Here is a 21,837-nt window from a genome sequence, read left to right on the forward strand (position 1 = left end):
AAGAATCATCTTAGACCCATTGTCTAGGTTGTTATATTAGCGTACCATATATCTTAATTTACTTATCCGAAAATCAATCTGGATTTAAGAGACAGGGCCGCCTATGGCCAAGGGAGCTAAGAACGTGTTTGGGTCAAAAAATAAACAACCGCAAGCTGAAACATCGACACCGACGCCAAAGAAAGCAGCAACCATGCTTTCTGTAATTGCCGAAGGTATTGAGATCGGTGGTGAGCTACAAGGCGCTGGCGATGTACAACTGGATGGTGGCTTTACAGGTACAATTAAATGCCATGCTTTGACAATCGGACAAACAGGTAAATTGGACGGGAAAGTCGAAGCAGAACAAGTGACCATTTTAGGCAATTTAAAAGGCGAAATTCGATCAAAGAAAGTCCGTCTAAAAAATAGCGCGCATGTTGTTGGCGATGTTTACCATGATGTTCTTGAAGTAGAAGCAGGCGCGAAAATCGAAGGCCGCTACAGCCGCAAAATGACTTTGGATACGAAACAAAAACCAGTAGCGCCTGTATCTTTGGCAGCTGTTAAGGATAACAAAGCAGCCGCTGAATAAAAGCGAATCGTTTTTATTTTAGATAAGGCTAAAAATATTTTGCGCATAAATACGTATGGGTGGACTTGATTTTAAAGTCCACCCTTTCTTATATGTATCACATAATAATTTCTGATTAGGACAAAGACATGTTATCAAGCGATCTTATTTGAAATAAAGATTCAGCTTGTAAATGTGATCACATTTTGAATAGACTGCGCTCAGAGAAATTAAGACGTGATTTCGATGCATAGTCGAAGATACAGTTTAGGCGAACTTTTATAAGGACTGAAAGCCATGTTAGATAAAACAAAATTCTACATTAATGGTGAATGGGTAAACCCGGTAAAACCAAAAACACTAGATGTGATTGATCCGTCTACCGAAGAAGCTTGTGCCGTCATTTCCATGGGTGGCGAAGCAGATGTGAACAAAGCAGTTGCATCAGCACGTGAAGCATTTGAAACATATAGCCAAACTTCAAAAGAAGAACGGTTGCAATTGTTAAAAAACCTCATGGATATCATGAATAAAAACAATGCAGATATGGGTGAAGCTGTTCGTTTGGAAATGGGCGCGCCAAAAACATTAGCGGATAATTCCCAAGCTGGGTCAGGTCCTTGGCATTTAGGCGGCTTTATTGAAGCTTTAGAAGAGTTTGAAGACGAATCTAAATATCGTGATACCGAAAAAGTTATTCGTCATGAGCCAATTGGCGTTTGTGGTTTGATCACACCATGGAACTGGCCTGTTAATCAAATCGCCTTGAAAGTAATTCCAGCAGTTGCCGTTGGTTGCACCGTCGTGTTGAAACCAAGTGAAATTGCACCGCTTTCAGCAATGGTATTTGCAGAATGGATGGAAGAAGCAGGTTTCCCGAAAGGTGTATTTAACCTTGTAAATGGTGATGGTCCAAGCGTTGGTTCTGTTATGTCCAAACACCCAGATATCGACATGATGTCCTTCACAGGTTCCACACGTGCTGGTGTTATGGTGACAAAAGATGCAGCAGACACAGTAAAACGCGTTTCTTTGGAACTAGGCGGCAAATCCCCAAACATCATCTTTGCCGATGCAGACCTTCAAAAGGCAGTAAAAACAGGCGTTTTGACTTGCATGAATAACACAGGCCAATCCTGTAATGCACCAACACGTATGTTAGTTGAAAAATCTGTATATGACGAAGCGGTAAAGATCGCTGAAGAAACAGTACAAAAAGTACAAGTTGGCCCAACCACTGAAGAAGGCCGTCATATTGGTCCTGTTGTAAGCGAACTTCAGTTCAATAAAATCCAAGGTTTGATTCAAGCAGGTATTGACGAAGGTGCACGTTTAGTTGCTGGTGGTGTTGGTCGTCCAGACGGTTTTGAAAAAGGCTACTATATCAAGCCAACAATCTTTGCGGATGTGAATAACGAAATGACGGTTGCGGCTGAAGAAATCTTTGGCCCAGTCTTGGCGATAATCCCGTTTGAAACAGAAGAGGAAGCAATCAAAATCGGTAACGACACACCATATGGCTTGGCAGCTTATGTTCAAACTCAAGATTTAGACAAAGCCAACCGTGTTGCACGTAAATTACGCGCCGGTATGGTTCACATGAATGGTGGAGGTCTATCCCAAGGCATGCCATTTGGTGGTTACAAGCAATCCGGTATTGGTCGTGAAGGTGGTAAATGGGGTCTGGAAGACTTCCTTGAAACCAAAGCAATCACTTGCTAATCACGCTTTATAGCTGAAACATAAAAGGGCCTGAATTTATCTTCAGGCCCTTTTTATTTATTTGTAGTTACCCCTTCATCCAATTTTATGAGGCAACGGGTCCAACATTGCTTTACTGGAAGGACGGCTTGCCATCATATTTCGCCAAGACATCAAGTTTGTTAAATCTTCACGATCCGCCCAAGTAATTTTACGTAGTAAGGTAATCAGAAAGGCATTTAGTAAAATATCTGCCATAGTGAGCTTACCATTCGCAATAAATACACGGCCTTCCAGATCGATATTTAAACGTTCCAATCCTTTATGAGTTTGACCCCGCATCCATTCTTGTGCATCCGTCGCTGGCACACGATGACTTTTATAGAACTGAACGGCATCTTCTGTACCGCGCCACCAAGTTAAAAGTGGCGAGCAGATTTCAAGATATACCCGCCTCACCCACATATTTGTTTCAGCACGTTCTTCCGGTGTATTTCCAAATAAAGACGTACCACTTGCGGCAACTTCATCCAGATACGCACATATGGCTGTGGTTTCGGTGATGATTGTTCCATTGTCCAAGCGCAAGGCAGGCACTTCACCACGGCTATTCACATTTTCCAGATAATTCGGCTCTCTATTAGCTAAATTTGCCAGATCAATATGCTCCACCTCTAGTGACAATCCTTCTCGTTCCAAAATAAAATGTCGAACGGTTACAGGGTTACATCCGGGCGCATTTGCATCATATAAAATCATAAGAGCTCAACTACCTCTCTAATGCCATTCAGGCATCATAGCTTAAATTTCTCTTTAGCTTCTGAGCTGAAAGTAAAGCCAGTACCGGGACGATTTGGGATCTCAACCAAACCATCCTTGATGACCATTTCTTCGTTAAAGAGCGGACAAAACCATGGCATATGTTCCACGGACATACAATTCGGGGCAGAGCCAGCAATAGATAAACTTTGTTCTGTAAAGATATGCGTGGAAATAGGCATATTTGCAGCCTCTGCCATTGCTGCGGTTTTGCGCATTTCAGTCAACCCACCAATACGCTGTAAGTCAGGCATTAAGACATCACAAGCTTTCTTATCGATATAGTCTTTCATACTATATTTCGTATAATCTGTTTCACCGCTAGCGATCGGTGTATCAAGTGCTACACGTACTTCTGCATGACCTTCCAAATCATAAGCAGGCACAGGTTCTTCGAACCAGACAAGATTAAATTCTTCTAATTTTCGGCCCAGTCGAATGGCTTGCTTGGGATTAAAGCTTTGATTGGCATCTACCATTAATTCAATTTCATCACCTACAGCGTCACGCACTGCACGAACGCGTTCTACATCCTTTTTGATATCATTATGACCCACGCGAATTTTCATACCTCTAAAGCCTTGATCAATAAATTCATTGGCCTCTTGTTGAAGTTCATCAATGCTTTGCGACATCCATAAACCACCACTTGCATAGGTTTTTATCTTATCCCTGCACGCGCCGAATATGTGATGCAATGGTCTATTGGCTGCTTTCCCAACCAAATCCCAAAGCGCTGTGTCAATCGTTGATAAGGCCGATATAGTTACTCCCGCATGCCCCATTGGATTAATCTCTGAAAAGATTTTCTGCCAAATCATTTCAATATAATGAGGGTCAGCATCGATTAGATGATGATTAAACCCCTTTAACATCTCATCCAATGATTTTAGGCGCACACCGTTCAAAGAAAAAAGATAGGCTTCGCCAACAAGACCTTCATCCGTTTCAATTTCAAGTAAAGAACATCCAACTGACCGCATATCATGGATCGCAGTTTTTACAGGTTTCTCAAAAGGAACTTCCACCAAAGTGGTTTTAACATTGGTTATTTTCATTTTTAACTCACTTTTATACCGTGTCAGGTAATATGGAACGCAATCCTTTGATCGCAGTTTCCAACAAATCATGATCGGATGGATTATCCTGATAAACCAGATAAGTAGGACGTTTAAATTCTGGTGCATCTTTCACCCGGAACAAACGCCCTTCCGCAATTAAAGGCTTCACCGTTTCTTCAATAAAATAACCAGATCCACCATGTTGTAAAATATGGTTTAAACCAACAGATCCAATGCCAACAGAAAGCTTAGGTGATGGTGCATTTGGAAAAGCCAGGCTATGTTGTGCTTTAAAGCTATCTCCCCAATCCACAAAAATATATCCCTGAACGCGCTCTGCTTCCACTTGCCTTGGCGTAGTAGAGATTAAAATCAGTTTCTCAACAAGGAATGATTCAATCACCAACTCAGGTCTTTGTTGTGGATCATATAAAATCGCTAAATCCAATAATCCATCACGAAGGCGATGCATTAATGGTTCTGAATATTCTGATACGATTTGTGCTGCCAAGTTAGAGGCATTTGAGTTCATCCAATTTAACCATGGAGCCGCAATTCTATCCCAATGATTCAACTGAACGCCAAGATTTACAATGGCTTTCATATCGTCTGGCAAAGCGATTTCCTGACGTGCACGATCCCATGACCGCACAGCTGTCAATGCATGCCGGTGGAAATGATGACCACCAGCGGTTAGTTCTGCACCGTTTCTTCTACGAACAAATAGTTGACGGTTCAAACGTTCCTCCAGCGCTTTGATACGCGCAGAAATCGTAGATTGTGTCACATGTAGTTTATCTGCGGCTAATTGAAAACTGCCGGTTGCGGCAACTTCTAAAAACGCACGCATATGTTCTATGTTCATCCAACACTCACCTTAAATCGAAAAATCCGATATTACCCATAATTTATATTCGTTTGCTTTGTCAAAGAGAAATAACACATACTTCTCACACACAAGAATTAAAAACGTCTGATTTCTTCCTTTTGAACCCAGACGCCCATATTTGTAATGGAGGATGCTATGAATATGGAAAAAACACCATTAAAGATTATGAAAAACGATCCAATGGATCACATCTTTGATTTAAATACCTATCCAATTCACGATAAACAATCTACAGCTCGCCAAGAATTGGTTAATCGTTGTCGAAAAGAATTGGATGATGTTGGATGCGTGGTTCTTCGTGATTTCGTCACAGAAGAATCTTTAGATCGCATGCAAGCAGAAGCTCATCGCTTGGAAGAGAAAACTTTTTGGTCAAGCTTGAACCACAACCCTTATTTCACGAAAGAAGATGAAAGCTTACCAGAAGATCATCCAAAACGTTTCTTTGAATATCGTAGTAGTGGATTTATTGATTCAGATCGTCTGGAAGAAACATCAGACTTAAACAAAATTTATGATTCACAAATCTTGCTAGATTTCTTGAGCGAATGCTTAAATGTATCTCCTCTTTATTGCTGGGCGGACCCCTTGGGTAATCACCCCTATGGTGTGATGCGTGATAACGATTACTTCCCATGGCATTTTGATGGCAATGATTTCACAGTTTCAATTCTAGTTCAGGAATCTGAAGAAGGCGGCACTTTCGAATATGCCCCTGATATACGCAACCGATCTGATGAAAATTTTGATGGCGTGAATAAGGTTTTGAATGGCGACCGTGATCCGGTTCATTCATTACAACTTCGTCCCGGTGATATGCAAATTTTCAAAGGCCGTTTTTCTATGCACCGCGTTACACAGGTTAAAGGAAAAACAAATCGCATTATTGCCTTACCGACTTATGCCATTGATCCATATACCGTAAACCGCCCGGAACATTCCAAACAGGTTTATGGACGTGCTTTACCAATGCATTACGAACGTGAAGCCCATCGTTCCGACGGTTTGACAGACTAATTACCCTTAGAGTAACTCCCTCACCCGAAATAAAGGGTGAGGCTTCTTTTCAGGAGAGAAGCAAAGATGAAAATAGCATTTATCGGTCTAGGGAATATGGGCGGACCAATGGCCCTCAATATCGCCAAAGCAGGCTATGATATAAATGTCTTTGATTTAGATAAATCCAAAGCAGAACCAATTCTGGCAGCTGGTGGTGTTTGGTCAACATCCCCTGCCGAGGTGGTCGTAGACGCAGATGTTGTTATGACTTCCCTACCTGGTCCAAAGCAATTGCAGTCAATTGCTTTGGATGAGGGCAACATCCTTGACGCTATGAAACAGGGGTCGATCTGGATTGACCTCTCCACCAATAATTTGGAAGTGGAGCGCGAAATTCGCGCCGCTGCGGAAGCAAAAGGTATCGCAACGCTGGATGCCCCAATCAGCGGAGGCACAGAAGGCGCTGCTGCAGGTAGTTTAGCTATCTATGTGGGTGGCAAGGCTGAAACATATGAAAAAGTAAAAGACATTCTGGATGTCATCGGTGGGGATGTAAAACATCTTGGCGATCACGGCGCAGGATATGTGGCAAAGATTTCACAAGTGATGCTTTGCTATTTGCATTCCGTTGCCCTAAGCGAAGCATTGATGCTTGGCGTAAAAGGCGGTGTTGATCCGGAAATAATGTTAGGCATCGTACAAAAATCAACCGGACGTTCCTATGTGGCAGACCGTTATGGCCCCCCTATTTTGGAAGGTAGTTATGATCCGGGTTTCGCCCTTGGTCTTGCGCATAAAGATATGAAATTGACACTTGAGCTCGCCAAAAGCACAGGCACAACGCTGCCAATGTGTGAGCAAGTGGAAGATATCTACAGCCGCGCTGTAGGCAAATATGGTTTCGACCAAAATCATCTCATGGCTGTAAAGCTACTTGAAGAACAAAATGATCAGTTATTAAGAGGGAAGTAAGATGAAAGACGAAATTAACGAAATGGACCGCCGAGAGCTGAATGAAGATAGTTTCAAATCCGCACAAGGTGCCAGCCAAATCACACCAGAAGAATGGCAAGCCCGTATCGATCTTGCTGCTCTTTACCGTTTAGCAGCCCTTTACGGTTACGATGATTTGATCTGGAACCATATCACCATGCGTGTACCGGGCACAGACCATCAGTTCCTATTGAACAAATTTGGTTTACTCTATAATGAAGTAACGGCATCTAATCTGATTAAAGTGGATGAACATGGCACTGTTCTGTCTGGCCCAACAGATGTGAATACTGCAGGCTTCGTCATTCATTCTGCCATCCATAATGCACACCCAGATATGAAAGTTGTCTTCCATGCACATGCCCCTGCTGGCTTGGCAGTGACTGCGCTGAAAGATGGTTTGGATTATTTGATCCAAGATACCTCCATGCTTTATGGCGACATCGGTTATCATGATTGGGAAGGTCTATCCCTAACACTTGAAGAACGTGATGCTTTGGCAAAAAATATCGAAGGTAAATCCTGTTTGATCATGCGTAACCACGGTTTCTTGACTGTGGGCGAAACCGCAGGCGAAGCCTTTATGAATATGTATTACTTAATCCGTGCCTGCCAGGTCATGGTTGAAGCATATTCCACAGGCCTACCATTAGATAAAGGTCCGGAAGAAATCTGGAAACTTTCCCGTCGCCAATATGCTGATTTCCCTCCGGGGAAATACGAATGGCCTGCTTTGTTGCGTCAGTTGGATCAAGTTGATCCATCCTATCGTCAATAAACACTAATGGCTTAAGCGAATGGAAGTTTACCTGGATGGAAAACGAGCATTTGTAAGTGCAGGTGGTGCTGGCATGGGCCGTGCCACATGTCTGGCCATGCATAAATTAGGCGCGAAGATTTATACCTGTGACATTAATGAAGAAGCCCTAGATACGCTGCCAGACGACATTACCAAATATACCTGCGATGTCAGCGATCCAGACGAGGTGGATCGTATCATGTCTGAAGTCATGACCGATGGATTGGACTTTCTGGTTAATAATGCAGGTATCGCTGGCCCCACTGCCCCGATTGAAGATGTAACAGTCGATCAATGGCGTCAAACCATGGCTGTTTGTATTGATAGCCAGTTCTTTTTCACTAAAAACGTGGTGCCTCATTTCAAGAAAAAGCAACAAGGTACCATCATTAATCTGGTATCTGCCGCCGGTATTTTGGGCTTCCCTAATAGAAGCCCCTATGTTGCCGCTAAATGGGCCGTTACTGGTTTGGTAAAAACATTGGCGATGGAACTCGGCCCCGACAATATTCGCGTTAATGGCATCGTGCCGGGCAATGTAAATGGCGAACGTATGGATAACGTAATTTCCGCCCATGCAAAGGGTGAAGGATTATCCGAGGATTACGTACGCGACCTTTATGCGATTGGAACATCCATGCAGTGTTATGTGGATCCAGAAGAAATCGCAGATTTAATCGTCTTCCTATGTTCTGACTATGGAAAACATATTTCCGGTCAAATCATTGGTGTAGATGGAAACACCGAAACACTCTTTCCCCGAATGATGGAAGAATAGCAGTAATGTCTAAACAGGAGTTAGGCTGATGAATTTGGTAAAAGACTTAAAATCCGACATCACCCAAAAGGTTATAAATCCAGTAATCACAAAGATTTCAGCTTATCAAACCGATCTTGATTGTGTGGGGGGTGAGTATCGCATGGCAATGGGCAAGGTTATTAGTGCTGCCCAAAGTACTATTGTTGCCATCGAAACTGATCAAGGGATTACCGGATATGGTGAAGTTTGCCCGTTAGGATCAAACTATCTGCCCGCCTATGCGAAAGGGGTTATTCCGGGCCTTTCGGAACTTGCCTCTCAACTTATCGGACAAAACCCACTGGATTTAGGTGTATTAAACCAAACCATGGACAGTCTGATGAAAGGCCATAATTACGTCAAATCACCAATCGACGTGGCCTGTTGGGATATTCTGGGCAAATATTCAGGTGTCCCTGTTTACACCCTACTTGGTGGTAAATACCAAGATAAATTACCTCTTTATTTCTCTATCTCCAGCGCGCCTGTTGCGGATATGGTCGACGCTTGCGAAGCCGCCCGTGCAGAAGGCTATAAGCAGTTTCAGATCAAATGTGATGGCAATGTTGATGAAGATATTGAACGTGTTCGTGCTGTATGTGCCACAAGACAACCGGGTGAAATCTTTATTGCCGATGCCAATCAGGGCTGGGCACAGCATGAAACCGTAAAACTGGTACATGCCCTAAAAGATGTCTCTGTCTATATTGAACAACCCTGTGCCGATTTGGAAGGATGCGTGAATATCCGTCAAATGACCCCGCATCCCATTAAACTGGATGAAAGTATTGATAGTCTTGAGGCATTACTTCTTGCGATTAAATACCGCGCAATGGATGTTGTATGCCTTAAGGTTTCTAAAGTTGGCGGTCTAACAAAAGCAAAACAAATCCGCGACCTTTGTGCGGCACAAGGTTTATCCATGACGGTTGAGGATAGCTGGGGCAGTGATATTGTCACCACAACCCTCTCCCACCTTGCCGCAAGCACACCTGTTAAGGCTATGTTGAACTGTTCAGACCTCAACCGTTACATGCACGGCCATGTGGCTCATGGCGCGCCAAAAGCAGAAAACGGATATCTAAACACAACTTCCGCACCGGGCTTAGGCATTGAGCCAGATTGGGACGTATTGGGGGATCCGGTTTTTGAATATGGCGGTTAATTATAAACGTCACCATAAATAAGAAAGAGAAAACAATGAATGGATGGATATATTTAGCACTTGGAATTGTCACCGAAGTTGCAGGTACGTTTTGTATGAAACTTTCCCATGGCTTCACCAAACTGGTACCAAGCGTTCTATTCATTGTCTTTTTTGCCATTGCGTTAAGCCTGATCAATTTATCTATGAAAACCATTGATATGAGTATTGCTTATGCGATCTGGTCAGGCGTCGGCATTGCCATCCTTACGATTTTGGGTATCGTATTTTTAGGAGAGCCGGTTTCCACCTTACGCCTTCTTTTCATTGGTATGATCGTGGTCGGTGTCGTCGGCCTGCATACCCAAGCCTAAGGGAGACATTCGATGGCAGTCCTTTTAAATAACAATGGATATGGTAATCAGGCATGGATGGAAGAACTTCCTAGACTGCTGCCTAACGATCTACCCATTTATGAATATCCCGATATACCAGATAAAGAAGATATCACCTATGCCCTGGTATGGGATCACCCAAAGGGTGATTTAGCCACTTATCCAAATCTAAAAGCTGTGTTGTCATTAGGGGCTGGAGTTGAACATCTAGCAGAAGATAACTCCCTCCCTGATAACCTACCTATTATCCGTTTAGTTGATCCTGCTGTCGCAGATGATATGGCTATGCATAGCCTTTACTGGTGTATGAATTTTCATCGTCACTACCATATCTATCAAGAACAGCAGATTAAAAAACATTGGGAACGTTATCCGTGTAAACCCGCTGAGGACTTCAAAGTGGGTATTCTAGGCCTTGGCAATATTGGTTCAGTCGTTGGTCAAAAAGTTGGGCAAAATGGCTATCAAACACTTGGCTGGGATTTAAGCCGTAAAACCATCCAAGACATAGAAACCTATCATGGACTAGATCAATTAACTGACTTCTTAGAAAACTTGGATGTATTGGTTAATTGCCTTCCATTAACCAGCGATACAACAAATATGATTGATGGCAACTTCCTATCCAAAATGAAACAGGGAAGTTTCCTTATCAATATCTCACGCGGGGCAATCATCAAAGATCAAGATCTACTATCTAAGCTTGATGAAGGACATATTGCAGCAGCAGCACTAGACGCATTTATTGAAGAACCCTTACCGAATGACAATCCCTTCTGGTCACATCCAAAAGTACATGTCACCCCACATATGTCCGGGGCGACATATGCCCGTAGTGCTGCGAAAGTCTTGGTGAATAACATCAATAGATTAGAAAAAGGCAAAGCCGCCTTTCCCTTATATGACAGACAAAAAGGTTTTTAACTAAGTGCCTTGTTTTGGCCATGTCTCATGATGAATATCAATAACATAGGCATGGCGATGCCGAACCTTGGGATGGTAATGCGGATGAACATGAGGTTCTTCCCCTTCCCAGCCCTCATGATCATGGTCGTGATGTTCATCATGATAATGAGGATGTTCATGATCATGGGCATGATGAATATGCTCTAACTCTTCGTTGTCATTTTTCGGCCAAATGACCAACGCTAAAATCGTTGAGCTTACAGTAATTACCCCCAACACCAAGAAAGCAGTATCCAAGCCGATTTTACCACCGACCCAACCAGCCAATGGATAGGCGATCAACCAGCACGCATGAGATAGTGTAAACTGGGCTGCATATATAGAAGGGCGATCTCCTTGGGTCGCAGATTTTGCAAGTAATCTTCCCATCGGGGTTTGAGACATGGATGACCCCGCCCCTAACATAAACCAGATCGGCATCAGTTGATAAAAGTTAGGTTCCAGTAATCCAAGGAATAAAGCAGAGCCCATTAGAACCCCGCCTAACACCATCACAGGCTTGTCTGAAAATTTGTCCAAGTATTTAGGTAGTAACATCGCTACAACCATTGATCCGATACCCGATGCCATCAAAACCAGCGCTAAATCTTGTTCAGAACGTCCCAAATAATCACGTACATAGACCACTGTATTCACAATCACCATGGAACCTGCTGCAGATACAGCCATCGCCAATACCAATACAGCTCTTAACCGTGGTGTACGAAGATATACGCTGATCCCATAAGTCAGGTTTTTCCAAACACCTTTTTCCCGCTGCACAATCGAAGAAGCAGGCAAAGAACATGATAGAACAAGTAATGCGGATATAATAAAGGCAGCCGCATTGACACTAAACAACGCATCATAGGTTAAGACTGCAAGGGCAGCAGCAGCAAAGAGCGGGCTTAACAGATTTTCCAAATCATAAGCCAGACGGGATAATGACAAGGCTTTTGTATATTGTTTCTCATCAGGTAACACATCTGGGATTGTCGCCTGATAAGTGGGTGTAAAACCTGCAGAACAACTATTTAAGAAGAAAATCAGGACATAAATCTGCCAAATCTCAGTCACAAAAGGAAGGCAGCCAATAGCGAGAGCGCGACCAATATCTAAGGCAACCAACATCGTCTTGCGTGGTAATTTATGGGCATATCCACCAACAATTGGTGCAATACATACATAGGCAACCATCTTCAAAGCCAGTGCAGTTCCAAGAACAACGCCTGCATCCCCTTCCGCTAAGTCATAAGCCAACAAAGCCAATGCAACAGTTGAAAGGCCAGTCCCTGCCAATGCGATAATCTGGGCTGAAAGTAATCGGCTATAAACCGAATTTCGAAGAGGAGAAACGTCCGACATATGATCCTAAACCTGTGATATTTTTCTTTTTCACTTTATAGGACTATTCGTTTTTCTGCGCTAGATATTATATTTCCCCTATGACAAAGAACGAATGCCATTCAGAAAGATTTGTGAGACAAGCTTCGCATAGTCAGAACGGCTCATTGGGCCATCTTTCTTGAACCACATAAAACACCAATTCACCATTCCGAATAAAGTCATCGTACATGGTTTTAACATCAGTTCCTGTGATACTTCCGAAGGTAACATTTTTGAAACGGCCTGATTAACAGGTTTTACAATACGCCTTTCAAGATTTCGAAGCGTTTCTTGCTGCGCAATAGGAAGAGAAGACATTTCGGCTACTTGTATCTGATGCTCATCATCACAATCATGATAATTATCCAACAATGCCTTTATAATGGAATTCAGTTTTTCTTCAGGCTCCATGCATTTAGAAGCAGCATTTTCAACATCTTCGGCAAGATCGGACAGATGAGTTTCCAAAATATCAAATAGCAAGAAATCTTTGTTTTGATAGTAATGGTATAATAGACCTTTTGATATGCCGGCGGCTTCCGCAACTTGCGTCATAGAGGTTGCATGAAAGCCAACTTTTGAAAACAACCCAGTTGCGACAGATCGAATGGCTATCTTTTTTTGATCGAAGTCTTGAGCACGAGTCCTGGACATACGTAAACCCTACTTGTTGCGATTATCTACAACACGAACAGCTTTCCCTTGCGACCTTGCGATCCCACCCGGATTTGCCACAATGATCTTTGTACTGACCCCTACGGCACTTTTAATATGATGGCTTAATTCCTTCGCAGAACTCGCCTTCGCCTCATCATTATTCGCTTGTGAAAGCGCTTCCACATGAACTGTCATACTATCCATACGATTTTCTTTGTTCAGTTCAATTTGGAAATGTGCAGCTAGGCCAGCGCATTTCAGAATTTGTTCTTCTATTTGAGTTGGAAAGACATTTACCCCGCGCAAGATAATCATATCATCGCTTCGTCCTGTAACTTTTTCCATCCGACGCATGGACCGCGCCGTTCCGGGCAGAAGGCGTGTTAAATCGCGGGTGCGATATCGGATGATTGGAAAAGCTTCTTTCGTGAGAGAAGTAAATACCAATTCCCCTTCCGATCCATCCGGTAATACTTCCCCTGTTTCAGGGTCGATAATCTCTGGATAAAAGTGATCTTCCCAGATATGTAAACCGTCTTTTGTTTCCACACATTCATTGGCAACCCCGGGACCAATGACTTCAGACAGACCATAAATATCAACTGCATGCATATCAAATTGATGTTCAATTTCCTGACGCATGGCGTTGGTCCAAGGTTCCGCCCCAAAAATACCAACCGCCAAGGAAGTCTCCCTAGGATCGATACCTTGGGTATGGAACTCATCCAGAATGGATAAAAGATAGGACGGTGTCACCATAATCGCACGGGGTTTAAAATCCTGAATAAGGGTAACTTGGCGTTCCGTCATACCACCAGATACAGGAATGACAGTGCATCCCAGTTTTTCCGCCCCATAATGTGCGCCTAATCCGCCAGTGAATAATCCGTAACCATAAGCAACATGGGCAATATCCCCTTTTCTTACACCTGATGCACGAAGGGAACGTGCAACCACGTCACTCCACATATCAATATCATTTTTGGTATAACCAACGACAGTAGGTTTTCCTGTCGTGCCAGAAGATGCATGAACGCGCGCCAATTGATCTTGAGGTACTGCAAACATCCCGAAAGGATAGTTGTCTCTTAAATCTTGCTTAACGGTGAAAGGAAATTTTGAAAGATCTGATAAATCTTTTAGATCATCCGGATACACACCCACGGCATCAAACTTTGCTTTATAGAATGGAGAATTCGTATAAGCGTGATGCAATGTCTTTCTCATTCGATCCAATTGCACAGAACGAATTTCATCAATTGAGGCAATTTCAATCGCTTCCAAATCAGATTTTTTTGGGCTCAAATCTTCCATAATCTTATCCCTATAATCGGTTCTGTTTTTTTATTCTTATTTAATTTTTATTTTAAAAATGTGCGCCGCGAATGCTGCGTGAATTACCTCGAAACTCGGCAATCAATTCGTTCTTCTGATTGGTAACCCGAATATCGTATATGCCGCTTCTCCCATAAACCGCGACTTCTTTAGCCTCCGCACAAAGAACATCCCCCTCAAATGCTGGCGCGACAAAGTTAATAGAACAATGCTGGGCAACGGTTTGTTGATTGCGGCTGTTACAGGCAAAAGCAAAAGCTGAATCTGCTAATGTAAAAATGAACCCGCCATGGCAAGTATCCAGTCCATTAGTTTGTGATTTAGTAATCGGCATGGTTATTTTTGCATAACCTGCATCTACCTCAACCAAATCCATGCCTAAACCTTTAGAAGCATCATCATTGGCCCACATAGCCGTCGCGGATTTCTCAGCAACCTCTTTATCAGTTAAAGCCACCACAACTTCCCCTCATTCTTGGCCTGTAAATTCCGGTTTCCGTTTTTGTATAAAAGCGGATACGCCCTCCGCATAATCAGAACTACGTCCGGCACGCCGCTGGAAATCACGTTCCATATTTAATTGTTGATCCAGACTAGTGGTCGCTGCGGCATGGATTGCTTGTTTCGTCAATGCAAGACCAATAGTAGGCCCTGAGGCAAATTCTTGCGCCTGTTTAGTTGCAACATCCATTAATTGATCATCTTCAACGACCTGCCAAATCATCCCCCAATCAGCCGCCTGTTCCGCCATAATCGGTGTACCAGTTAACATCAAGGCTTTGGCGCGTGCTTCCCCTAGAAGCTTGGTTAAGCTCCAAGTTCCACCGGAGTCCGGAACCAAACCAATTTTGCAGAAAGCCTGAATAAACTTAACGGACTTTGCCGCGATGATGATATCGCAAGCCAACGCGATATTTGCGCCTGCCCCGGCTGCCACCCCATTAACCGCGCATATAACAGGTTTATTCATATCGCGGATCATACGGATTAATGGATTATAAAACTTTTCCAATGTCTCCCCTAAATCCGGCGGACCATCCATCTTGGATGGATCTCGATCGCCTAAATCCTGTCCGGCACAAAACGCACGCCCAGCGCCCGTTAACAAAACAGTTCGGCAAACTGGATCTTCTGCAGCATCTTTCATCGCTGCATAAAGTACCTGATGCATTTCATCGTTAAATGAGTTCAATTTTTCAGGTCTATTTAGGGTGACTTTTGTCACGCCACCTTCTTTAGATACAAGAATAGTATCGCTGTTCATCACAGCTCACTCCCTATTAAGTTTTCCCATTCTTTGATGCCGGTTTTTATTTCAAGCTACCAACATATTTCATTTTTATATGAGAAAAGACTTGCATAAATCGACCGGTCGGTCAATAAATAATCACATAAAATATAAATCAATAAATAATATTGTGATACTTAAATAGGGAGGACATTATGTCCAGCTTCTTCGAAACACATCGTGCAACACTTGAAAAAGCCTTGGAAACAGCGAAAAATCGGGACTATTGGTCTGCCTATCCAGAAATGCCGAGTGGTAAAATCTATGGTGAAGCAGCCAAGACGGACGGCCAAACTGCTTTTGAAAACTATCGTAATAGTGATTTCAAAATCGAAGAACACCCTGAAGAAAACCGTGTAGGCGATGAAGCTTCCCCCTATGGCCTAGCATTAAACATCAAATATCCAACGGCCTCTGCTGAAACACTCATTTCTGCATCAAAAGAAGCAGGCAAAGCATGGGGCAAAACCTCTATTGAAGATCGCGTTGGTGTCTGCCTAGAGATTCTCCATCGTTTAAACAAACGTAGTTTTGAGGTCGCCAATGCAGTCACCCATACCACAGGTCAGGCTTTCATGATGGCCTTTCAAGCCGGTGGCCCACATGCACAAGATCGTGGTCTTGAAGCTGTGACATATGCCTATGAAGAAATGAAACGTACCCCTGCCTCTGCAATTTGGAGCAAACCAGCAGGTAAAGATACTGTTGATACGATGGAAAAAACATGGCGCATCGTACCGCGCGGTGTGGCGTTAGAAATTGGTTGTGCGACATTTCCGACATGGAATGGTTATCCCGGCATTTTTGCAAGTCTCGCCACAGGGAATAGCGTGATTGTAAAACCTCATCCAAAAGCAATCTTACCATTGGCGATCAGTGTTTCCGTGGCTCGTGATGCTTTGAAAGAAGCCGGTTTTGATCCAAACACAATCCTGCTTGCTGCCGATACATCTAACGCTCAGATCACTCAGGATTTATCTACACATTCAGATGTTAAAATTATTGGCTTCACTGGCTCCAATGCCTTTGGGCAATGGTTGCGTGATAATGCAAAACAAGCTGACATCTACACCGAAGAAGCTGGCGTGAATTCCATTGTGGTTTCCTCCACAGATAATTTCCGAGGGATGACAGGGAATATTGGCTTCTCTCTTTCCCTCTATAGCGGTCAGATGTGTACAGCCCCCCAAAATATCTATGTCCCAAAGAATGGTATTGAAACAGAAGACGGCCATAAAAGCTTTGATGAAGTTGCTGAAGGTATTGTGAAAGCAACCAATGGCCTTTTAAAAGACCCACAACGTGCCGCGGGCGTTTGTGGTGCGATCTCCAATGATAGCATAACAGATCGCGTAGCGACTTATGCCGATAAAGGCGAAGTATTACGTGCCTCGACACCCGTTGAAGGGTTAGATTCAGCACGCACAGCAACACCTTTGATATTAAAAGTGGATGCATCTAAATCTCACATCCATACAGAAGAAGCTTTTGGCCCAATTTCCTTTATTATCGCAACTGATGATACGACAGATGCCATTAATAGTGCAGCCCATTTAGCGGCGACAAAAGGTGCGATTACTTCTGCCATCTATTCCACAGATGACGCGGTTTTAGATCAAGCATCGGACGCGTTTGGGGATGCAGGTGTGAATCTGTCTTGCAACTTAACAGGTGGAATTTTTGTTAACCAGTCTGCAGCTTTTAGTGACTTCCATGTTACTGGGGCAAACCCGGCGGGCAATGCAAGCCTGACAGATAGCGCATTTGTGGCAAAACGTTTCCGTGTTGTTGCCACAAGAAAACCTGTTGCGGCTTAAAACTTCCCATGAAGGAAAAGGCATATGGTTGTTTCCATTGAAAGACGCGATCACCTCGCCATTGTTAAAGTAGATAATCCGCCTGTAAATGCGTTATCCGCTGCGGTACGCAAAGGGTTATATGACGCGGCAAATGAACTGGATCAAGACGACACAATCGATCAAATCATCTTGATTTGTGAAGGGCGTACTTTCATTGCCGGAGCAGATATTTCCGAATTTGGAAAACCGCCTCAAGAACCAACTTTACCAGAGGTTATTTCCGCTATCGAAGACAGTTGTAAAATCTGGATTGCCGCCATTCATGGCACATGCCTTGGCGGTGGCTTTGAAGTCGCCCTCGCCTGTACGTATCGTGTGATGGCACAGGGTGCAAAAGTCGGCCTACCCGAAGTGAATTTAGGCCTCATTCCCGGCGCAGGTGGCACGATCCGGCTGCCTCGTCTTATCTGTGTCAGTAAAGCAACTGATATGATCACCAGTGGCAAACCAGTTGATGCTGAAGCTGCCATGCAGATGGGCGCATGCACCTATATCAGTGAAAATGATCTGTTAGAGGATACTGTTGCTTATGCGGCAATTATCAAAGATAAGCTGCATCCCTTGCCCTTAAAGGACCGTGATGTTATCGGGCCAAAAAATGATCGTTTTTGGGATGAGAAAAAAGCTGAACTCCTTAAAAAGACCAAGGGAAAACAATCCCCGCTTCAGGCAATTCAATCCATCAAGAATGCTTGTGAACTATCTTTTTCAAACGCCTTAGAACGCGAACGAGAAATTTTTATTGAATGCCGAAACAGTGCTGAATCCGCAGCCTTACGCCATATATTCTTTGCTGAACGCAAAGCAACAAATCCGGATTGGCTGGATAAGTCTTTAATAAAAGACTTAAAAAAAATTGCTGTCATTGGCGGTGGCACCATGGGTGCTGGCATTACCGTTGCTCTACAAAATGCTGGCTACCAAGTCACCTTGGTCGAGCGGGATCAAGACAGCCTTGATCGTGGCATTTCCAATATCACCAAACTTTATCAAGGCAGCGTTAAGCGTGGCTTGTTAAGTGAAGAAAAACTTCAAGAAAACCTATCTAACCTTGGGCAAGAAGTTGGATATAGTAACTTGGGCGATACGGATTTGGTGATCGAAGCTGTCTTTGAAGATATGACTGTCAAGCAAACTCTTTTCAAAGAACTTGATAAGATTTGCCGTAATGACACAATCCTAGCCACAAACACATCCTACCTTGATCCAAATAAGTTTGGTGATGTGATATCCACCCCAGAACGGATGATCGGCATCCATTTCTTTAGCCCGGCCCATATTATGAAACTGGTTGAAGTGATTAAAACCGATCATACATCGGAAGAGGTTATTGCGACCGCATTTGGCTTAGCGAAGAAGTTGCGAAAAATTCCAGTACTCGCAGGTGTCTGTGACGGCTTTATCGGCAACCGTATTTTAAAAACCTATCGTAAACAAGCAGAACAGCTTTTACTTGAAGGTTGTTATCCAAGTGAAATTGATAAGGTTATGCGTAAATTCGGCATGTCCATGGGCCCATTTGAGGCACAGGATTTAGGCGGCCTTGATATCGCGTTTGCCCAGCGTCAGAATGCCGCCCAAAACGGGATGCCTGTACATGCACCAGTATCAGATGCGTTATGTGCGCTAAAACGTTTTGGTCAGAAAAGTCAGGGCGGCTGGTATGATTATGAGGAGGGTAATCGCACCCCAATTGTCAGTGATGAAGTTACCAGTATTATTGAAACTTTGCGCCAAGATGGTGATGCTACCATCCAAGATTTTAGCGAAGAAGAGATTCTGGACCGTATCTTATTTGCGATGAGTGCAGAAGGTGAAGCAATGCTCTCAGAAGGCATTGCCAAAGCTCCTGTTGATATCGATCTTGTTGAGGTTTATGGCTTTGGTTTCCCACGCTGGCGCGGTGGTCTTATGCATTACGCTGAAAGCATAAAAAATTAATCTTCAAGTTGATCTTTTGTCATATGAAAAGGCGTAGCTTTTGGGGCCCGAACAGTACGGCGCCCTTCTTCTATTTCAGGTAAAGGATCAACAGCTTTCATCTTGGTGAAACTATCGCGGGCCAGTTGCTGATAAACAGAAGTGCCTTCGGATTTCCATGCAATTTCTTTTTCAGATAGCTCACGTAATACTTTTGCTGGTGACCCGACAATTAGACTATTTGCAGGTCCGTCAAAGTTAGCCTTCACAAAAGACATAGCTGCAACGATAGAATTTTCACCAATCTTGGCGCCATCCATGATCACACTATTCATGCCAACTAGTGCGTTTTTACCAATCTGGCAGCCATGTAAAACAGCCCCATGCCCGATATGACCATCTTCTTCCACCACCATTTCCATGTCAGGAAAGCTATGTGCCACACAGGTATCCTGAAAGTTGGAGCCTTGCTTTAAGATGATCCGACCAAAATCTCCACGCAAAACACAATTAGGCCCTACATAAACATCTGGCCCAATAATCACATCCCCAATCACCACCGCAGTTTCATGCACATAAGCTTTCGGATCCACTACAGGGATCACATCGTCATAAGAATAGATTTTCGCCATGGAAGGAATGTTCTTTCAGATCGTTTCTTTATTGGTCGTAATCGACAATCACTTTATCGCTAACCGGATAGGATTGACAACTTAAGACATAACCTGCACGCACTTCGTAATCTTCCAGCGCGTGGTTGGTATCCATTTCAACATCACCTTCAACCACCTTACATTTACAAGTGGAACAGACCCCACCCTTACAGGCATATGGTAAGTCCATGCCTGCATCCAAGCCAGCCTCAAGAATAGAAACGGCATCCTTTGGCATTTCCACATTACGGGATAGACCATCAATGATAATAGTTGCCTCAACCTTTGGCCCACCATCCGCAACAGCCTTGTCATGCATATTACCGCCAGCGCAACTTGGTTTAGATGGGGCAAATAACTCAAACTTGATTTTGTCACCTGCTAAACCGTGTTCTTTCAGACTTTCAGAGATGGAAATCATCATTGGTTCTGGTCCACAAATAAAGGCCATATCCACATCATCCAGATTGATCCAACCATTGAATAGTTTCGCGCATTTTTCTTTATCGATACGCCCGTTGAATAATTCTATCTCTTGCGTTTCACGTTCCAATACATGGATCACGCTTAAACGACCAAGATATATGTTTTTCAAATCTTCCAATTCTTCACGAAACATAATGCTATGAGAATGCATATTGCCATAAAGCAAGGTAAAATGACTGTCTGGTTCTTCTTCCAGAACTGTTTTGATAATACTCATAAACGGCGTAATGCCTGAGCCACCAGCAAAGCCAAGATAATGTTTCGTATCCCCTTTCGAAATTGGCACATGGAAGTTACCCATAGGCGGCATGGCTTCCAACACATCACCTGCCTTTAATTCATCGTTGGCCCAGGAGGAAAACACACCACCTTGTACCTTCTTGATACCAACTTGAATAAAGGGAGAACCAACTTTCGAACAGATCGAATAAGAACGACGTAATTCTTCGCCATCAAATTCTTTACGGAAAGTTACATATTGTCCTTGGACGTAAGAAAACTCATCCATATTTCCATTAGCAGCTTCCAAGGTCAGAACTACAGCATCGCGGGTTTCCTGACGGATATCGACAACTTTTAACGGATGGAACTTCGCCATGATCAAACTCCCCTTTGATCTTAAATACATTTGAAATAATCAAATGGTTCCAGACAGTCATTACACTGATAGCTCGCCTTACAAGGTGTTGAGCCAAACCAACTGACACATTTCGTATTTGTTGAATTACATTTCGGACAGGCCATGGTTTCCGGTTGTCCTGTGTTATCTTTGCCTGTGATGCCACAAGTGGTTTCGCCACTTGGCGGGGCAATGCCATATTCACGTAACTTGTCGCGGCCTGCGTCGCTTAACCAATCTGTGGTCCAAGCGGGGGAAAGACGCGTTTCGATAGAAACTTTCTCGATCCCCTTATCGCGCAAGGCGGTTTCAATATCCATGGAAATTACACGTGTTGCCGGACAACCTGAATAAGTTGGTGTCACCACCACTTTCAATTCATCATCTTGCCAAACCACATCCCGAACAATACCTAAATCCACGACGGAGACCACAGGCACTTCCGGGTCTGGCACTTTGTTCAACCAGTCCCAGATCAAGGCCTCCTCCGGCAAATTATGATTATGTGAGATTTCCACAGACATTGGATTAAATCCT

22 protein-coding genes are annotated in these 21,837 nt (G+C 43.5%); 11 read left to right on the plus strand and 11 right to left on the minus strand.

The features are described from left to right. Positions 1-124: 124 nt before the first annotated feature. Positions 125-574, plus strand: a complete 450-nt coding sequence (locus E1160_RS08655) for a bactofilin family protein (protein WP_218048798.1) — start codon at positions 125-127, stop codon at positions 572-574. Positions 575-850: 276 nt separating this feature from the next. Continuing rightward, positions 851-2,275 (plus strand): aldehyde dehydrogenase family protein, encoded by a 1,425-nt coding sequence (locus E1160_RS08660; protein WP_155154751.1) that lies wholly within the window; start codon positions 851-853, stop codon positions 2,273-2,275. 75 nt (positions 2,276-2,350) lie between these two features. On the opposite strand, the gene E1160_RS08665 is transcribed toward E1160_RS08660, so the two are convergent. Genes E1160_RS08665 through E1160_RS08675 form a run of 3 tightly spaced genes read right to left on the minus strand, consistent with a single transcriptional unit; the run spans position 2,351 to position 4,999 of the window. Beyond that, entirely contained in the window at positions 2,351-3,013 is a 663-nt protein-coding gene (locus tag E1160_RS08665; protein ID WP_155154752.1) for a glutathione S-transferase family protein, read from the minus strand. A gap of 35 nt (positions 3,014-3,048) precedes the next feature. Continuing rightward, positions 3,049-4,131, minus strand: coding sequence for a mandelate racemase/muconate lactonizing enzyme family protein (locus tag E1160_RS08670; RefSeq protein WP_155154753.1), 1,083 nt, complete (start codon positions 4,129-4,131; stop codon positions 3,049-3,051). Between the two features lie 13 nt (positions 4,132-4,144). After that, positions 4,145-4,999, minus strand: coding sequence for a LysR family transcriptional regulator (locus E1160_RS08675; RefSeq protein WP_155154754.1), 855 nt, complete (start codon positions 4,997-4,999; stop codon positions 4,145-4,147). 159 nt (positions 5,000-5,158) lie between these two features. Between E1160_RS08675 and E1160_RS08680 the strand changes: the two genes are divergently transcribed. The 7 genes from E1160_RS08680 (at position 5,159) to E1160_RS08710 (ending at position 11,076) form a co-directional block, all read left to right on the plus strand. Beyond that, positions 5,159-6,040, plus strand: a complete 882-nt coding sequence (locus E1160_RS08680; RefSeq protein WP_155154755.1) for a HalD/BesD family halogenase — start codon at positions 5,159-5,161, stop codon at positions 6,038-6,040. A gap of 66 nt (positions 6,041-6,106) precedes the next feature. After that, positions 6,107-6,994, plus strand: coding sequence for an NAD(P)-dependent oxidoreductase (locus tag E1160_RS08685; protein ID WP_155154756.1), 888 nt, complete (start codon positions 6,107-6,109; stop codon positions 6,992-6,994). Position 6,995: 1 nt separating this feature from the next. Continuing rightward, positions 6,996-7,793, plus strand: a complete 798-nt coding sequence (locus tag E1160_RS08690) for a class II aldolase/adducin family protein (RefSeq protein ID WP_218048799.1) — start codon at positions 6,996-6,998, stop codon at positions 7,791-7,793. A gap of 19 nt (positions 7,794-7,812) precedes the next feature. After that, positions 7,813-8,592 (plus strand): SDR family oxidoreductase, encoded by a 780-nt coding sequence (locus tag E1160_RS08695; RefSeq protein WP_155154757.1) that lies wholly within the window; start codon positions 7,813-7,815, stop codon positions 8,590-8,592. Positions 8,593-8,620: 28 nt separating this feature from the next. Next, positions 8,621-9,778, plus strand: coding sequence for a mandelate racemase/muconate lactonizing enzyme family protein (locus tag E1160_RS08700; protein WP_155154758.1), 1,158 nt, complete (start codon positions 8,621-8,623; stop codon positions 9,776-9,778). Between the two features lie 35 nt (positions 9,779-9,813). Next, complete coding sequence (locus E1160_RS08705; protein WP_155154759.1) at positions 9,814-10,131, plus strand: DMT family transporter; 318 nt, start codon at positions 9,814-9,816, stop codon at positions 10,129-10,131. 12 nt (positions 10,132-10,143) lie between these two features. Beyond that, positions 10,144-11,076: a 2-hydroxyacid dehydrogenase gene (locus tag E1160_RS08710; RefSeq protein WP_155154760.1), complete on the plus strand. Its 933-nt coding sequence runs from the start codon at positions 10,144-10,146 to the stop codon at positions 11,074-11,076. Here the strand turns inward: E1160_RS08710 and E1160_RS08715 are convergent, their stop codons facing one another. The 5 genes from E1160_RS08715 to paaG all read right to left on the minus strand — a co-directional run bounded on the left by E1160_RS08715 (position 11,077) and on the right by paaG (position 15,739). Beyond that, entirely contained in the window at positions 11,077-12,462 is a 1,386-nt protein-coding gene (locus E1160_RS08715) for an MFS transporter (protein ID WP_155154761.1), read from the minus strand. It lies immediately after the preceding gene. 78 nt (positions 12,463-12,540) lie between these two features. Continuing rightward, entirely contained in the window at positions 12,541-13,137 is a 597-nt protein-coding gene (locus E1160_RS08720; RefSeq protein ID WP_155154762.1) for a TetR/AcrR family transcriptional regulator, read from the minus strand. 9 nt (positions 13,138-13,146) lie between these two features. Further along, positions 13,147-14,454: a phenylacetate--CoA ligase PaaK gene (gene paaK, locus E1160_RS08725; protein ID WP_155154763.1), complete on the minus strand. Its 1,308-nt coding sequence runs from the start codon at positions 14,452-14,454 to the stop codon at positions 13,147-13,149. Between the two features lie 52 nt (positions 14,455-14,506). Beyond that, the gene (gene paaI / locus E1160_RS08730; protein WP_328597143.1) at positions 14,507-14,932 is read right to left on the minus strand and encodes a hydroxyphenylacetyl-CoA thioesterase PaaI; all 426 of its coding nucleotides are present in this window, start codon (positions 14,930-14,932) and stop codon (positions 14,507-14,509) included. 12 nt (positions 14,933-14,944) lie between these two features. Next, positions 14,945-15,739, minus strand: coding sequence for a 2-(1,2-epoxy-1,2-dihydrophenyl)acetyl-CoA isomerase PaaG (gene paaG, locus E1160_RS08735; RefSeq protein WP_155154764.1), 795 nt, complete (start codon positions 15,737-15,739; stop codon positions 14,945-14,947). 179 nt (positions 15,740-15,918) lie between these two features. Between paaG and paaN the strand changes: the two genes are divergently transcribed. After that, entirely contained in the window at positions 15,919-17,580 is a 1,662-nt protein-coding gene (paaN, locus tag E1160_RS08740) for a phenylacetic acid degradation protein PaaN (protein ID WP_155154765.1), read from the plus strand. Positions 17,581-17,604: 24 nt separating this feature from the next. Then, a complete protein-coding gene (locus E1160_RS08745; RefSeq protein WP_155154766.1) occupies positions 17,605-19,563 on the plus strand; it encodes a 3-hydroxyacyl-CoA dehydrogenase NAD-binding domain-containing protein in 1,959 nt (652 codons plus the stop codon). Here the strand turns inward: E1160_RS08745 and E1160_RS08750 are convergent. Genes E1160_RS08750 through paaD form a run of 3 tightly spaced genes read right to left on the minus strand, consistent with a single transcriptional unit; the run spans position 19,560 to position 21,824 of the window. Then, positions 19,560-20,174 (minus strand): acyltransferase, encoded by a 615-nt coding sequence (locus E1160_RS08750; protein WP_155154767.1) that lies wholly within the window; start codon positions 20,172-20,174, stop codon positions 19,560-19,562. The genes E1160_RS08745 and E1160_RS08750 overlap by 4 nt on opposite strands. A 28-nt stretch (positions 20,175-20,202) precedes the next feature. Then, positions 20,203-21,279: a 1,2-phenylacetyl-CoA epoxidase subunit PaaE gene (gene paaE, locus E1160_RS08755; RefSeq protein ID WP_155154768.1), complete on the minus strand. Its 1,077-nt coding sequence runs from the start codon at positions 21,277-21,279 to the stop codon at positions 20,203-20,205. A gap of 20 nt (positions 21,280-21,299) precedes the next feature. Beyond that, positions 21,300-21,824, minus strand: a complete 525-nt coding sequence (gene paaD, locus E1160_RS08760; protein WP_155154769.1) for a 1,2-phenylacetyl-CoA epoxidase subunit PaaD — start codon at positions 21,822-21,824, stop codon at positions 21,300-21,302. Positions 21,825-21,837 lie beyond the last annotated feature (13 nt).

It is taken from the genome of Curvivirga aplysinae, from assembly GCF_009711445.1.
Taxonomy (GTDB): Bacteria; Pseudomonadota; Alphaproteobacteria; order UBA8366; family Aestuariispiraceae; genus Curvivirga; species Curvivirga aplysinae.